This window comes from Mycobacterium simulans, from assembly GCF_900232995.1.
Classification (GTDB): domain Bacteria; phylum Actinomycetota; class Actinomycetes; order Mycobacteriales; family Mycobacteriaceae; genus Mycobacterium; species Mycobacterium simulans.
The window spans coordinates 452,062-466,058 of record NZ_OCVX01000005.1 but is presented as its reverse complement, the minus strand read 5'-3'; the positions used below and the strand labels follow the sequence as shown (position 1 = coordinate 466,058).

Below are 13,997 nucleotides of genomic sequence, written 5' to 3'. Positions count from 1 at the left end.
AGGGCCGGTATCCTGGGGCGCGTCATGGTCTACCTGGATCACGCCGCTACCACCCCGATGCACCCCGCCGCCATCGAGGCGATGACGGCTGCTCTCGGCACCGTCGGCAACGCGTCGTCGCTGCACACCACCGGACGTGCGGCCCGTCGGCGGATCGAGGAATCGCGTGAATTGATCGCGGACAAGCTCGGCGCGCGGCCGTCCGAGGTGATCTTCACCGCAGGGGGCACCGAGAGTGACAATCTGGCGGTCAAGGGTATCTACTGGGCACGCCGTGACGCGGAGCCAAGTCGCCGGCGAATCGTCACCACCGAGGTGGAACACCATGCCGTATTGGACTCGGTGAACTGGCTCGTCAAACACGAAGGCGCCCAGGTGACTTGGCTGCCCACCGCTGCTGATGGCTCGGTGTCAGCGGGCGCGCTTCGCGAGGCGCTGCAGAGTCACGACGATGTCTCGCTGGTGTCGGTCATGTGGGCCAACAACGAGGTGGGCACCATCATGCCCACCGCCGAATTAGCAGCCGTCACAGCAGAATTCGGCGTCCCCATGCACAGTGACGCCGTTCAGGCGGTCGGACAGCTTCCGGTCGACTTCGGCGCCAGCGGCCTTTCTGCGATGAGCGTGGCGGCCCACAAGTTCGGGGGGCCGCCGGGGGTAGGTGCGTTGCTGTTGCGACGCGATGTGTCGTGTGTATCGCTATTGCACGGCGGCGGGCAAGAGCGCGATATCCGCTCTGGCACACCAGATGTCGCCAGTGCTGTGGGAATGGCGGCGGCTGCCCAGATCGCGGTGGACGGGTTGGAAGCCAACAGCGCTCGGCTGCGCGTGTTGCGGGACCGCCTGGTCGAGGGTGTGCTCGCCGAGATCGACGATGTTCGCCTCAATGGCGCCATCGACCCGCTGCGGCTTCCGGGTAACGCGCACTTCACCTTCCGCGGCTGCGAAGGTGATGCGTTGTTGATGCTGTTGGACGCCAACGGAATCGAATGCTCCACGGGATCGGCCTGCACCGCGGGTGTAACGCAGCCGTCGCACGTGTTGATCGCGATGGGTGCCGACGCTGCGAGCGCTCGCGGGTCGCTGCGGCTTTCGCTGGGCCACACCAGTGTTGACGCTGATGTCGACGCTGCTCTGCAGGTGTTACCCGGGGCGGTAGCGCGCGCAAGGCGCGCCGCCCTGGCCGCTGCGGGGGCTTCCTAGATGAAGGTTCTCGCCGCAATGAGCGGCGGCGTCGACTCGTCGGTTGCCGCCGCCCGTATGGTCGATGCCGGGCACGATGTGGTCGGTGTGCACCTGGCATTGTCATCAGCGCCCGGTGCACTGCGCACCGGCTCGCGCGGCTGCTGCTCCAAAGAAGACGCAGCGGATGCCCGTCGCGTCGCCGATGTGCTGGGAATCCCGTTCTACGTTTGGGATTTCGCGGAGAAGTTCAAGCAAGATGTGATCGACGATTTCGTGTCGTCCTATGCCCGCGGGGAGACCCCGAATCCCTGCGTGCGGTGCAATCAGCAAATCAAGTTCTCGGCGCTGTCGGCAAGAGCGTTGGCGTTGGGATTCGACACCGTGGCGACCGGCCACTATGCCCGGCTGTCCGATGGGCGGCTGCGCCGCGCCGTTGACCGGGACAAGGATCAGTCCTACGTGCTGGCCGTTTTGACCGCCGAGCAACTGCGCCATGCCGCGTTTCCGATTGGGGACACCCCCAAGCCGGAGATCCGGGCGGAGGCGGCCCGTCGCGGCCTGGCGGTCGCCGACAAGCCGGATAGTCACGACATCTGCTTCATTCCGTCCGGGAACACCAGGGCGTTTCTCGGTGAGCGCATCGGTATTCGCCGAGGGACCGTGGTCAATTCCGACGGTGCCGTGGTTGCCGAACATGATGGTGTGCATGGTTTCACCATCGGTCAGCGCAAAGGCCTGGGCATCGCCGGGCCAGGGCCGGACGGTCGCCCGCGCTACGTGACGGCAATCGACGCCGACACCGCGACCGTCCACGTGGGCGACGTGGCCGACCTCGATGTGCACGCGTTGACCGGACGGGCGCCCGTCTTCACCGCCGGTTGTGCGCCGCGGGGTCCGTTCGAGTGTGCGGTTCAGGTGCGTGCGCATGGTGAAATCGCCAGTGCGGTAGCCGAATTGATCGGCGACGAGCTTTGCCTGCGGTTAGGCGCTCCGCTGCGCGGTGTCGCGCGCGGGCAGACGCTGGTGCTTTACCGGCCCGACCCCGACGGTGACGAGGTGTTGGGCAGCGCCACCATCGCCGGCACTTCGCGACTGGCCCGGGCCTAACTTCCCGGCACGTTAGCGGCGATGTTCGTCATCACGATGTCGGACACCGATTCCGGGAAGCCGCAGTAGGTGACTTCCAGCAGGGCCACCGATAGCAGCCGATAGTCGCGGCCGCAGCCGCCCGGCCGCATGCGCAGCGAGTCACCGTCGGCCTTCCACTTGCTAACCAGCAGCCATCCGCTCGAACTGTCGGCACAATCGCCGACGGTGGCCACCAATGCGTCGAACGCATGCCGGGCGGTGCCGGCGTCGCGGTAGGCGGCAGCGCCTTCGGAGATCAGACTGCCGTCCGGCGGGTCCTGAAAGGTCGTCTTGTGAAACGCCGCAACATCGGGTCCGAAGGTTGCGGTCTCGGCGAAAATGAACCGGCATTCCCGCGGCGCGGTCTCGGCGAGGGACTCGATGTCCACCGGTTGCGTGCCGTCCATCGAGGGGATGATCGTCAGGTCGTCACCGGCGCCGGTGATCGCACGCATTCGCGATTGGTCCAACAGCAGCGCGCCGACATCGAGCACGCCCAACGGCGGAGCGCCGAACGCCGGTAGCGCGGAGCCACCCACCACCCGTGTGCACGCCGCTGTCAGTAACACTGCGGAAAACAACAGCAGCGGCCGCATCAACCTCGCCATCTGCCACCCTTCTCGGTCGAACCTACCCGATGTCGAATACGGTTGCCCGGTGAGTGTTTTCGCAGCGGCCACCGGTATCGGATCGTGGCCCGGTATCGCCGCGCGACCGGCAGCCGAGGTTGTCGTCGGTGAATTGGCCGTTGCGTTGGCTCATCTTGTGGAACTGCCCGGCAGGGGAGTGGGCGCCGACATGCTGGGGCGAGCCGGCGCACTGCTGATCGACGTGGCCATCGACACGGTGCCACGCGGCTACCGCATCGTCGCCCGGCCCGGGGCGGTCACCCGCAAAGCCGTCAGCATGCTCGACGAGGACATGGATGCCCTGGAAGAGGCCTGGGAGACGGCCGGCCTGCGCGGGGGCGGCCGGGTGGTCAAGGTGCAGGCGCCCGGGCCCGTCACGCTGGCCGCGGGATTGGAAATGGCCAACGGCCACCGGGCCATCACCGATCCCGGTGCCGTGCGTGACCTGGCGGCGTCGTTGGCCGAAGGGGTAGCCGCGCACCGCGCGGCGCTGGCCCGCCGGCTCGACACGCCGGTGGTAGTGCAGTTCGACGAGCCGTCGCTGCCGGTGGCATTGGGCGGACGGCTGAGCGGGGTGACCGCGCTGAGCCCGGTGGCCCCGCTGGACGAGTCGGTGGCCGGCGCGCTGCTCGACACCTGCGTCGAAGCGGTGGGTGCGGACGTAATGGTGCATAGCTGCGCAGCCGAATTGCCATGGAACCTGTTGCAGCGCAGCGGCATTAGTGCCATATCGGTGGATGCCGGCACGCTGCGGGCCGCGGATTTGGACGACATCGCGGCATTCGTCGAGTCGGGTCGCAGCATCGTGCTGGGAGTGGTCGCCGGCACCGCGCCGGAGCGGCGGCCATCGGTGGAGGAGGTGGCCGCCGCGGTGGTCGCGGTGACCGATCGGCTCGGCTTTGGTCGCTCGGTGCTGCGCGATCGCGTCGGCGTCGCCCCGGTGTGCGGCCTGGCCGGTGCAACCCAAGAGTGGGCGCGCACCGCGATCGAGCTGGCCCGCAAGACCGCCGAGGCGTTTGCAGACGATCCGGACGCCATTTAGGGGCGCACCCTAGCGCGCCACGGCTTGCCGTGGGGTGACCCGGTCGAGCCGCCTGTTACATCGGGGTATGCCGCTACCCGCGTCCATCGCGGTAGTTGAACCTCATGTGGTTTGTCGGTCCCCTATGCGATGCTGCTCGCGACGGTGTGAGGACCGTGAGGAAGAAGTCAGTGATGGAGCTAAGCAAGGCCGCTCGCTCTGTATGGGCCAAATCGTTGAACGACGAGGGAGCCTGGCTTCCGCTGTGGCAGCACATGGACGATTCTGCCGATGTTGCGGGCGGCCTATTCGACCAGTGGTTATCGCCGCCGGTGATCAACATTCTCGCGGGTTCGTTCAACGGTGACGTAGTTGCCGCACGCACCGCGGTGACCTTCTTGGCAGGTCTGCACGACTTGGGTAAAGCCACACCGGCGTTTGCTGTCCAGAGCGATGCGCTTGCCCAGCGCATGCGTGAGCATGGGCTCTATATGCCGCCGAGAAAGTTTGATCTCGTTGACCGACAAAAAGTCCATCATTCGCTGGCCAGTCATCATTTGTTGCGCTTGTGGCTGCTTGACCGCGGCTGGTCGCCACGGTTGGTAGCGGCATGGGCGGTGGTCTTGGGCGGTCATCACGGCGTCCCGCCTGATTCGGTCAGCCTCGAGGCTAGGCCCGCCGAGTATCCGACCCTGTACGGCCAGGGCCGTTGGTCAGACGTCCAGCGGGAACTGGCCGAGCATGTAGCCGCCAGGACCGGTGCGCAACAGTATCTCGACGATTGGCGCGCCGTGGAATTGTCGGCTTCATTCCAAGTTGTCACTACCGCACTGGTCATCCTGGCCGACTGGATCGCGAGCAATGAATCGCTCTTGCCGTTCTACTCTGCAGTGCTTCCGGATGTCGTCGAAAGCCCGGCTCGCGGAAAACGGGCTCTGCGCAGACTCGCGTTGCCCGCACCCTGGCGGGCGACGGGTCGTCTTAGCACAGTTGACGAACTCTTCGCGTCCCGATTCCGCTTGCCTCACCACGCAAAACCGCGACCGATTCAAACCACAGTGTGCGAAGTGGCCGAGGCCATGAAGGCGCCCGGTTTAGTGGTGATCGAGGCGCCCATGGGCGAAGGGAAGACCGAGGCCGCACTTGCAGCGGCTGAGATCATGGCGCGTCGGTGGAGTGCCGGCGGAGTACATGTCGCACTGCCGACACAAGCGACGACCGACGCGATGTTCGATCGGGTCATCGCGTGGCTCGACGCGGTCGGCGCACACGACCAATCGGTGGGGTCCATAACGCTCAGTCATGGGAAGGCGCGGTTCAACCGGCTTTTCCGGGGGATCGTCGAGGGCCAATTGACTCAGATCGGAAGCGACGAGGGTTGCCGATCCGATTCGCGCGCAGGCGAGCACGCAGTCGTGGCGCACGCGTGGCTGTCCGGCCGGAAGAAGTCACAACTTGCCAACTTTGTCGTGGGAACGATCGATCAGTTGCTCTTTGCCGGCCTCAAGTCGCGTCATTTGATGCTCCGGCATCTGGCGTTGGCCGGCAAGGTCGTCGTCTTGGACGAAGTTCACGCCTACGACGTTTTCATGAACTCCTACTTGACCAAGGTCTTAACGTGGTTGGCCGCATACCGTGTCCCCGTTCTCGCATTGTCGGCGACCCTACCGCCAGAACGTCGAAACGATCTGATGGCGGCCTATCGAAGTGGGCTAGCCGACGGCGAGGATTCACGGGCTTCGTCCAATTGTGCTGACGTGGCGGAAGATCGCGCGTATCCCCTGATTTCATGGACGGAGTCGGGCCAGGTTTATGCTCGCGCGGTACCGCCTTCTGGCCGGCGAACCACGGTGCACATCGACGCACTGGGTGGTGGTGCTGACGACGACCTGACCGCGTTGACGGCCCTGCTTCGGGAGCTGCTGTCGGATGGCGGTTGCGCACTGGTGGTCCGCAACACCGTCCGTCGTGTCCTGCGGTCAGCAGACGCGCTCCAGACCGAGTTCCCCGGTGAGGTAACTGTTGCGCATTCCCGTTTCATCGCAGTGGATAGGCTGCGAAAGGACGCTGGTCTGCTGAGCCGGTTCGGACCGCCGGGAATGGCTGTGACTCGCCCGTACCGACACATCGTCGTGGCTTCGCAGGTCGTTGAACAGTCGCTCGACGTCGATTTCGACGTGCTGATTACCGATCTCGCACCGGTGGATTTGGTGCTCCAACGAATGGGGCGGCTACATCGGCATAGTCGCGGTGATGGGCAGGTTGGCCGACCGCCCAAACTGCGCTCTGCCCATGCTTATGTCGCGGGTATCGATTTCGCACAGGATCCACCTGAGCTGGAATCTGGTGCAGCGAAACACGTTTACCACAGCTATCCGCTGCTACGCGCGGCAGCGACGCTGCGTCCTCGCCTCGGCGGTACCGTCGAACTTCCCGACGATATCGCGCCGCTGGTTCGGACCGCATATGGGCCCGAACCCATCGAGCCGGCGTCGTGGCAGGACGAGATCACGGGTGCACGCGCGAAATGGCTGCACCAGATCGATATGCGGACTGCGCGGGCAAGAGAATTCCAAGTCGCCGATCCATCGTCGCCAGGTACAGCCATCCTCGGCTGGGTTTCGGGCAGCGTGGGTGAAACGGACGACGAGGCTCAGGGCCAAGGTCAGGTGCGTGACGGTGCGCCAACACTTGAGGCAATCGTCATGCAACAGTCCGAGTCCGGCGAATGGCTCACTCCTGCTTGGCTTCCCGATGAGCAGGCTGGCTTGGTGGTGCCACGCGACCAGACGCCTTCTGATGAGCTGGCATTGATTATGGCGTCGTGCTCGCTTCGGCTGCCGCTCGAATTCAGCAATGCGGAGTCAGAAGAAGCCTTGTGGGCGGCAACGCCCGAATCCTGGGAACTTTCCCAACTCATCTACCGTCTGCCGGTTGTCGTCATTGACCGAGACGGGCTGGGAGCCATTACCGGTCGCACCATCAAATACACGCCCGATCGGGGCATGGAGGTACTCGAATCATGACAGACAACGGCAGCTTCAACCTGATCGACGAGCCGTGGATCATCGTGTTGGACAACGCCGGGCGCGAGGCGCTGGTGTCCATCCTCCAACTTTTCCAGTGCGCAAGTGATTTCGCGTCCGTCGGTGGCGAACTGCCGACTCAAGCCTTCGCGATCACTCGTATGCTGTTGGCCTTCCTGCACCGAGCGCTCGAAGGGCCGCGTAGCCGCGAACAGTGGCACGAGTTGTGGACCGCGGACGGACTTCCAATCGAGAAGATCGAGCGCTATGCGGACCGGGTCCGACACCGGTTTGATTTGTTCGATTCTGTCGCACCGTTTTTCCAAGTCGCCGAGCTGCACACTTCAAAAGACGAGGTTTCCGGCCTGGAGAAGATGGTCGGTGATGTGCCCAATGGCGCACCGTTTTTCACCACTCGATCAGCTGCGAGCCTGGAGCGCATCAGTGCGGCTGAGGCCGCGCGCTGGCTCGTGCACACCCACGCTTTCGACCCGTCAGGGATCAAGTCAGGCGCGGTCGGTGATCCGACCGTGAAGGGTGGCAAAGGCTATCCGATCGGGACCGGATGGTCCGGCCAGGTCGGCGCGGTCTTGGCCACAGGTCGCAATCTTCGGGAGACCCTTGTGCTCAACCTGATAGCGCGAGACGTCGAAACCTATGTCCGCGTCGGAACTCCTGACGACCTTCCGCCCTGGGAAAGGGAACCGGACGGGCCTTCATGGGAGGAACGGTCGCCGCATGGTGCGATCGAGCTCTACACCTGGCAGACCCGCCGGGTTCGGCTCACCCGCGATGGAGGCGACGTTGTGGGGGTGGTCTTGGCCAACGGCGACAAGATCGCTTCACAGAATCGCCATGGGCTAGAGCCACACACCGCATGGCGTTATAGCGAGCCGCAGACGAAGAAACTCAAGACCACCGTCTACATGCCGCTGCTGCATGACCCGAACCGATCGGTGTGGCGTGGGATCGCTGCGTTGCTCCCATCTGTCAATGGGCGTCGAGGGAGCACCAGCTCTGAGCCCCAACGTTTCCTGGCGCCGGGAGTGCTGCAATGGATCAGCGACCTTGTCGCGCAAGGCTATCTACCGGACAATTACCGGCCCGCCATCCACGTGTGCGGTGCGCAGTATGGTGATCAGAACGCGACCATCGGTGACGTCATCGACGATGAGTTGCCGCTAGCGATCATGATCTTGCGTGAAGATCAGCCGGCAGCTGGCCGAACAGCCGTCGAAGCCGTAGCGGACGCAGAGCATGCCGCGTCGGAAGTCTGGAAGCTAGCCGAGAACATCGCCCAAGCGGCCGGGGCAGAACCCAAATCGGGTGCTGGTGACTCGGCTCGCGAACTCCTGTACGTCGCGCTTGAAGAACCATATCGACGGTGGGTAGCGGCGTTGATGCCCGGCGTTGACCTTGATGGGGCACGGCGCAGATGGCGTGAGGTTGTCGTCGAGTCGGTGCGTTTGATTGCCGACGACGTCGTATCCGCCGCACCGCCGTCGGCGTGGGTCGGTCGGGAGATACGCAATCGAGCGGTCAACGTCGCGGTCGCCGAGACATGGTTCCATGCCGCGCTTCGCCGTCTACTCCCGACGGTGCACGATCACCCATCGAATCCAAAATTGGAGGAAGCAGCATCGTGACGACGACACCTACCGCGAGTTCTTCACCGGCGGAACCACTTTCCAGGCGGCTTGGTCAGCTCGGAAAGGCGCTAGACTGGAGACTGGATCGGCTGCAATCCGAGTATCTAGCAGGAACACCTCGTGCCCGCGCGGATCTGGCGAAGCTACGCCGCGCTCTGGGCAAAACCGCTGGCAGCGTTCCCGAGATCTGGGAATACACGATCGCAGCGGTTCCTGAGGCATTGCAATCGGTTGGTGACGAACCGAGCCGTGCGGAGCAAGCCGCGCATGCCACGCTCACATTGTTCGCCGTACATCAGCAATCCATGTCGGGCCCGGCGCACGTGCACGGGGTGCCACTCGGTCGTGCGGTCGGTTGTCTAGCTCGCGGAGGAGAGCGGAGTGAGAAGGCGGTGACGCGGCGATTCATGGCAGTCGCGACCGCCTCGTCCATCGACGAGATCCTGGTGCATGTTCGCGGACTAGTGGCGCAATTGCGTGCCGCAAGGCATGGGTTCGACTACGCCCGGTTCGCTGACGATCTGCTGGGGTTGCTGAATCCTCAACGGTCCGAGAGCGTGAGACGCGCGTGGGGCCGCGAGTTCTACCGATTCAAGGCGGTTGAGGGTGATACCACTGCACATTCAGAAACCATCCAACCAACGGAGGAGTGAAATCTCATGAGTCGCACTATTATTGACATCCACATTTTGCAGACCGTCCCGCCGAGCAATCTCAACAGGGACGACACCGGGAGCCCCAAGACCGCGATCTATGGCGGGGTTCGCCGAGCGCGGGTATCCAGCCAGTCTTGGAAGCGCGCGGCTCGCACCGACTTCGAAGCAACATTGGATGGCAACGAGCTCGGAGTCCGGACTCGGCGGGTGATCGGACTGCTGGCTGCTGAGATCGTATCGCTTGCGTCGGAACTCGAAGACCGCGCCGAGGAGTTGGCTACCGCTGTGTTCAAGGAAGTCGGCATCGTCACGAAGGCGGCGAAGAAAGACGAGCCGGCCGAAGCGGGTTATCTCGTATTCCTCGGTCGACATCAGATCCAAGCGTTGGCCAGAGCGGCCGTGGATGCGGCAGCCGCCGGAGATGTGCCAAAGGCGCTCAAGGAAGCAAACGTCAAGAGCCTGGCCGATCGCGACCATTCGGTGGATATCGCGCTTTTCGGGCGAATGGTAGCCGACCAGACCGATTTGAACGTCGATGCCGCTGCTCAGGTTGCACACGCGATCAGCGTTCACCCGGTTGAGACGGAGTTCGACTACTTCACCGCCGTCGACGACGTCATCGAGGTCAAAGGAGAAGAAACCGGTGCCGGCATGATCGGCACGGTCGAGTTCAACTCATCGACTCTGTATCGGTATGCGACTGTCGACGTCAACCGCCTCGCAGACAATCTGGGCGATTCCGCTGCTACACAGCGCGCTGTCGAAGCCTTCATCCGATCGTTTGTCAGGTCGATGCCCAGCGGCAAACAGAACACTTTCGCCAACCGGACCCTACCCGAAGCAGTTGTCGTGCTGGTCCGCGGTACTCAGCCGATCAATCTTGTTGGTGCTTTCGAGACCCCGGTGCGCGAGTCGGAGCGGTTCGGCCGAGTCAAACGGGCTTGCGAGGCACTGCGGAACGAAGCGGTTGAGATCGAGCGCGCCTACGACGAAACGCCGGTTGTTGGCTGGGTGACACGGGTGGGTGAGGACACCGCCAGCCTCGACGACATCGGAACAAACGTCTCGTTTGACGAACTTGTCTCGGCCCTTGGGGGCCTTGTAGCCACAAGGCTTCAGGAACAGCTGTGAGTGTCGTTGCGCTGCGGCTCACGGGCCCGTTGCAATCCTGGGGCTCCCGTAGCCGATTCGTTCGTCGGGGTACCGACACGGCACCTACCAAGAGCGGAGTGTTGGGACTTGTCGCTGCCGCCAAGGGGATCCGACGTTCGGATCCGCTTGAGTCGCTCCTTGGGCTTCGGTGCGGCGTCCGCGTTGATCAGCCGGGCTATCTTATCCGTGATTTCCAAACGGCTCGAAGGCAAGTAAAGGAGCGTGACGGCAGCGTCGGATGGCGGTCCTTGCCCCTCTCGGATCGCTACTACATGTCGGATGCTGTTTATCTTGCGGTGCTCGAAGGCGAACGTGAACTCGTCGCCGGGATCGACGAAGCGATCCGTAGCCCGCAGTTCCCTCTTTACCTTGGGCGGCGCTCGTGCCCACCGGCGGGGCCAATAGCGTTGGGAGTCTTCGATACTGACTTGCTGGGTGCACTGGCCACGTTGCCCTGGCTCGCACATCGCGAGCACCAAACGCGGAAGCGAACCACAGTTGTGCGGCTTGCCACTATCCGTGACGCCGACTCGCCGTCGGAGGGATCGGAGCTGGTCCGTGATGTTCCGCTTAGCTTCGACCCGAACCACAGGCAGTACACGTGGCGGCGAATCGTCCGCGACCAAGTCGAGGTCGCAAACCCACGCGGTGTGAACGAGCCTCGGCCACAGCACGACCCGATCTCTGCGTTAGAGGGGTAAGGAATGTTTCTGACAAAGATGACGATCAACACACGCCGCCGCGGTGCACGACGAATGATGTCGTCGCCACAAGCGATGCACGCCGCCGTCATGGCAGGGTTTGCCGACGCTCGACCTACCGAAGAAGGTCGAGTGCTGTGGCGACTGGACGTCTATGACACACATCGGGTGGTGCTTTACGCCGTGAGCCCGGATCGACCGGACTTCACTCACCTTGTTGAACAAGCGGGTTGGCCAACTACCGAAACCTGGGAAACTCGTTGCTACGATTCGCTGCTGGCGTCGTTACAGCGCGGGCAACGCTGGCAATTTCGGCTTGCCGCTAATCCGGTGCGGCACGGCCGTAGGCAGGGCTGGGAAGACACCAAGCCCTTAGGGCATGTGACCATCAAACAGCAGGAGCGATGGCTCATTGAGCGTGCGAAAGATGCGGGCTTCAATCTCGTGCCACGCGACATCTCCGCGGATGCCGACGGAGACGTCGACCTCGCCGTGGTCCACCGATCGATTCGGCGTTTTCGCAGGAAAGACCAACAGGTTACCATCGCGACTGCGACATTCGAAGGCCATCTAGAGATCTGCGACGTTGCTGCTCTGCGTCGATCATTGACTCGAGGTATCGGGCGGGCCAAGTCGTATGGGTGTGGTCTGTTGACCCTTGCTCGCCCAAGCAGCAGCCTGCGATGAACTCGATCGCACGTCGGCCCACTGAGTCCAAAGAGCTTGTCCGGATATCGGATCGGATCTCGTTTCTATACCTGGAGCGGTGTGTGGTTAATCGCGATAGCAACGCCATCACCGCCACCGACGAGCGTGGCACGGTTCATGTCCCGGCAGCATCGGTGGGTGTACTGCTTCTCGGTCCTGGCACAACCATCACGCATCAGGCGATACTTCTGATGTCTGACAGCGGTTCGACGGTGGTGTGGGTCGGCGAAAGAGGCGTGCGCTACTACGGCCACGGCCAAACTCTCTCGCGTTCTTCACGATTGCTGGATGCGCAAGCTGCGGCAGTGTCGAACACGCGCTCGCGTTTGCAAGTTGCCAGGGCGATGTATCAGATGCGCTTTCCCGACGAAGATGTCTCCGGCCTGACCATGCAACAGCTACGTGGGCGCGAAGGTGCTCGGGTGCGCAGTGTTTACCGCGAACATTCGCGAAGGACGGGCGTGGAATGGACGCGTCGAACATATGACATCGAAGCCTGGGAAGATGATGATGCCGTCAATCAGGCGTTGTCGGCGGCGAATGCGGCGTTGTACGGGATCGTCCACTCCGTCATCGTGGCGCTTGGCTGCTCGCCGGCACTTGGATTCATTCACACCGGCCATCACCGTTCGTTCGTCTACGACATCGCGGATCTGTACAAGGCAGAGTTGAGTATTCCGGTGGCCTTCGACGTCGCCGCCGAGATTGCCGCCGACATTGGCGCCGAGACGCGTCGACGGATGCGAGATCGCTTGCACGACCTAAAACTTCTGGGTCGGTGTGCGGGAGACATTCAGCGGCTGCTGGTGGGGAATTCGGATGATGGTCCGGCGGACTATCTCGACTTCGAGGTCCTCGCGCTCTGGGATGAGCGCGCGGAGACTGTGGCAGGGAGAACGTCGTACGGTTATGGAGACGAGTTTTGACCGTTGTCGTTCTCACCGCCGTTCCCACCGGCTTGCGCGGCCACCTGACCCGGTGGCTCCTCGAGATCAGTCCGGGCGTCTTTGTGGGCCACATATCGGCTCGAGTTAGAGAGCTGATGTGGCAGCGCGTTGTCGAATATGTGAACGACGGTCGCGCCTTGATGGTGTACACCGCGCGCAACGAACAACGGCTCGCGTTCGCGGTTCACGGCCACGACTGGGAACCCGTAGACCACGAAGGTGTTTCCTTGATGCGAAGAAAGACCGTGCCGGACTACGTGCCGGTCGCGCGACCCAGACAAAAAGACACCCGACCGTCCTCGGGTCACGCGAGGAGCCAAGCCGGCGGAGTAGGTTCGGAGACGATTTGGAAGCGACGGGAGGCGAGAAGGAGGTTCAAGAAACCAAAGCAATGAAGGCAACTTCATCACCCCGCAACGCAAGAACCGATTGAAATTTGGGGGCTGGGCACGCGACTAGCCTGGTCAGCAAGGGTTTTCCCCGCGAATGCGGGGATGATCCGGGCGGGAAATCGAGCAAGGAAATCAGTAGCGCGTTTTCCCCGCGAATGCGGGGATGATCCGCCAGGGACTTGCTCATCAAGGCGATCGATGAGGTTTTCCCCGCGAATGCGGGGATGATCCGTTGGGCGAGGCCTTGGCCGCGCACAATATCGGGTTTTCCCCGCGAATGCGGGGATGATCCGCACTTCCGGGAAAAATACCCGCATGTTGACCCGTTTTCCCCGCGAATGCGGGGATGATCCGAAGCGAGAGGCGCCGCCGGTGTCGCCGTATAGGTTTTCCCCGCGAATGCGGGGATGATCCGCACATCACTGAAAACCCCGCCGCCGGCATGGTGTTTTCCCCGCGAATGCGGGGATGATCCGCTTGGCTTTCATCGATGGCCTCTCTTGTGGTGGTTTTCCCCGCGAATGCGGGGATGATCCGTCGGGCGAACTCGCGGGCGATTCGCAGGCGGTGTTTTCCCCGCGAATGCGGGGATGATCCGCCATGACCGCAGCCGCGGTCGGCGAGCTGGTCGTTTTCCCCGCGAATGCGGGGATGATCCGCCACGTCGATCTGGCATGCCGGGGACGCCGAGGTTTTCCCCGCGAATGCGGGGATGATCCAGCGGCTCACCAGCGTTCCGTACCGCATCCAGGGTTTTCCCCGCGAATGCGGGGATGATCCGCCCAGGCGGCCGAGTTACAGGA

Annotated in this window: 12 protein-coding genes and 1 CRISPR repeat array (1 of these 13 running past the window's edge); of the genes, 11 read left to right on the top strand and 1 reads right to left on the bottom strand. The window is 63.2% G+C overall.

Annotated elements, in window-relative coordinates; genetic code table 11:
* Nucleotides 1-24: 24 nt before the first annotated feature.
* Together MSIMFI_RS20680 and mnmA are read left to right on the top strand one after the other, a co-directional pair.
* On the top strand, nucleotides 25-1,203 hold the full coding sequence (locus tag MSIMFI_RS20680) for a cysteine desulfurase family protein (protein WP_191498918.1): 1,179 nt from the start codon (nucleotides 25-27) through the stop codon (nucleotides 1,201-1,203).
* On the top strand, nucleotides 1,204-2,292 hold the full coding sequence (gene mnmA, locus MSIMFI_RS20675) for a tRNA 2-thiouridine(34) synthase MnmA (RefSeq protein ID WP_191498917.1): 1,089 nt from the start codon (nucleotides 1,204-1,206) through the stop codon (nucleotides 2,290-2,292).
* Here the strand turns inward: mnmA and MSIMFI_RS20670 are convergent.
* Nucleotides 2,289-2,921, bottom strand: a complete 633-nt coding sequence (locus MSIMFI_RS20670; RefSeq protein WP_191498916.1) for a sensor domain-containing protein — start codon at nucleotides 2,919-2,921, stop codon at nucleotides 2,289-2,291. The two genes, mnmA and MSIMFI_RS20670, sit on opposite strands and share 4 nt — an antisense overlap.
* Nucleotides 2,922-2,970: 49 nt before the next feature.
* Here MSIMFI_RS20670 and MSIMFI_RS20665 point away from each other — a divergent pair, with 49 nt between their 5' ends.
* From MSIMFI_RS20665 to cas2e, 9 genes are all read left to right on the top strand, one after another.
* A complete protein-coding gene (locus tag MSIMFI_RS20665) occupies nucleotides 2,971-3,984 on the top strand; it encodes a uroporphyrinogen decarboxylase/cobalamine-independent methonine synthase family protein (RefSeq protein ID WP_191498915.1) in 1,014 nt (337 codons plus the stop codon).
* Between the two features lie 155 nt (nucleotides 3,985-4,139).
* Nucleotides 4,140-6,989 (top strand): CRISPR-associated helicase Cas3', encoded by a 2,850-nt coding sequence (cas3, locus tag MSIMFI_RS20660; protein ID WP_224770346.1) that lies wholly within the window; start codon nucleotides 4,140-4,142, stop codon nucleotides 6,987-6,989.
* On the top strand, nucleotides 6,986-8,635 hold the full coding sequence (casA, locus tag MSIMFI_RS20655) for a type I-E CRISPR-associated protein Cse1/CasA (RefSeq protein WP_191498914.1): 1,650 nt from the start codon (nucleotides 6,986-6,988) through the stop codon (nucleotides 8,633-8,635). The genes cas3 and casA overlap by 4 nt, the downstream gene beginning before the upstream one ends.
* Entirely contained in the window at nucleotides 8,551-9,291 is a 741-nt protein-coding gene (gene casB, locus MSIMFI_RS20650; protein WP_191498913.1) for a type I-E CRISPR-associated protein Cse2/CasB, read from the top strand. Before casA ends, casB begins: the two co-directional genes overlap by 85 nt.
* A 6-nt stretch (nucleotides 9,292-9,297) precedes the next feature.
* The gene (gene cas7e / locus MSIMFI_RS20645; protein WP_191498912.1) at nucleotides 9,298-10,425 is read left to right on the top strand and encodes a type I-E CRISPR-associated protein Cas7/Cse4/CasC; all 1,128 of its coding nucleotides are present in this window, start codon (nucleotides 9,298-9,300) and stop codon (nucleotides 10,423-10,425) included.
* Nucleotides 10,422-11,147, top strand: coding sequence for a type I-E CRISPR-associated protein Cas5/CasD (gene cas5e, locus MSIMFI_RS20640; protein WP_191498911.1), 726 nt, complete (start codon nucleotides 10,422-10,424; stop codon nucleotides 11,145-11,147). Before cas7e ends, cas5e begins: the two co-directional genes overlap by 4 nt.
* A gap of 3 nt (nucleotides 11,148-11,150) precedes the next feature.
* Complete coding sequence (cas6e, locus tag MSIMFI_RS20635; RefSeq protein WP_191498910.1) at nucleotides 11,151-11,834, top strand: type I-E CRISPR-associated protein Cas6/Cse3/CasE; 684 nt, start codon at nucleotides 11,151-11,153, stop codon at nucleotides 11,832-11,834.
* Nucleotides 11,831-12,781, top strand: a complete 951-nt coding sequence (cas1e, locus tag MSIMFI_RS20630; protein ID WP_191498909.1) for a type I-E CRISPR-associated endonuclease Cas1e — start codon at nucleotides 11,831-11,833, stop codon at nucleotides 12,779-12,781. The genes cas6e and cas1e overlap by 4 nt, the downstream gene beginning before the upstream one ends.
* Nucleotides 12,778-13,197 carry a type I-E CRISPR-associated endoribonuclease Cas2e gene (gene cas2e / locus MSIMFI_RS20625; protein ID WP_191498908.1) on the top strand — a complete coding sequence of 140 codons (420 nt, stop codon included), beginning with the start codon at nucleotides 12,778-12,780 and terminating at the stop codon, nucleotides 13,195-13,197. Before cas1e ends, cas2e begins: the two co-directional genes overlap by 4 nt.
* Nucleotides 13,198-13,275: 78 nt before the next feature.
* A CRISPR array of direct repeats spans nucleotides 13,276-13,997; the repeat unit is 29 nt; unit sequence GTTTTCCCCGCGAATGCGGGGATGATCCG; it runs 6,460 nt beyond the window's last position.

Bases quoted from the DNA above. Each gene is read 5' to 3' on its own strand.
- MSIMFI_RS20680 (WP_191498918.1), top strand. From the start codon at position 25: ATGGTCTACCTGGATCACGCCGCTACCACCCCGATGCACCCCGCCGCC.
- mnmA (WP_191498917.1), top strand. From the start codon at position 1,204: ATGAAGGTTCTCGCCGCAATGAGCGGCGGCGTCGACTCGTCGGTTGCC.
- MSIMFI_RS20670 (WP_191498916.1), bottom strand. From the start codon at position 2,921: ATGGCGAGGTTGATGCGGCCGCTGCTGTTGTTTTCCGCAGTGTTACTG.
- casA (WP_191498914.1), top strand. From the start codon at position 6,986: ATGACAGACAACGGCAGCTTCAACCTGATCGACGAGCCGTGGATCATC.
- casB (WP_191498913.1), top strand. From the start codon at position 8,551: ATGGTTCCATGCCGCGCTTCGCCGTCTACTCCCGACGGTGCACGATCA.
- cas7e (WP_191498912.1), top strand. From the start codon at position 9,298: ATGAGTCGCACTATTATTGACATCCACATTTTGCAGACCGTCCCGCCG.
- cas6e (WP_191498910.1), top strand. From the start codon at position 11,151: ATGTTTCTGACAAAGATGACGATCAACACACGCCGCCGCGGTGCACGA.
- cas1e (WP_191498909.1), top strand. From the start codon at position 11,831: ATGAACTCGATCGCACGTCGGCCCACTGAGTCCAAAGAGCTTGTCCGG.